A 540-nucleotide genomic window follows, 5' to 3' on the forward strand; every position below is an offset into this window, starting at 1 on the left:
AATATTCGCCGTGGCGGGGTCCGGGATCATCATTTTCGTGCGGATACCCTGGATGGTGGTGGGCTCCAGCTTGAAGCCGTAGGGGGCCGCGCCGCTCATGTGGAAGCCCCGCTGACACCGGGAGTAGTAGGCGTCGGTCACTCGCTTCTGGATCGTCTCGCGCTCTAACTGAGCGAACACGATACAGATATTCAGCATGGCCCGGCCCATTGGGGTGGAGGTATCGAACTTTTCCGTAGAGGAAACAAACTCCACATTGTACTGCTGGAACAGCTCCATCATGGTTGCGAAGTCCAGAATGGAACGGCTGATACGGTCCAGCTTGTAAACCACCACACGGCGAATCAGGCCCCGCTTGATGTCGGCCATCAATTCCTGAAAACGGGGGCGGTCCGTGTTCTTGCCGGAAAAGCCCTTGTCCTTGTAGTCCTTGAAATTCCCTCCCCGCAGTTCGTACTTGCAAAACTCGATTTGACTTTCAATGCTGATACTGTCTTTGCGGTCCACAGACTGTCTCGCGTAGATAGCGTCAATGCGATT

At 55.0% G+C, this 540-nt stretch carries 1 protein-coding gene; it reads right to left on the reverse strand.

Annotated elements, in window-relative coordinates; translation table 11 throughout:
• A partial coding sequence (locus D1646_RS22375) for a recombinase family protein (RefSeq protein WP_201754813.1) occupies nucleotides 1-540 on the reverse strand: 540 nt, incomplete at both ends.

It is taken from the genome of Pseudoflavonifractor sp. 60 (genome assembly GCF_009911645.1).
Classification (GTDB): Bacteria; Bacillota; Clostridia; order Oscillospirales; family Oscillospiraceae; genus Lawsonibacter.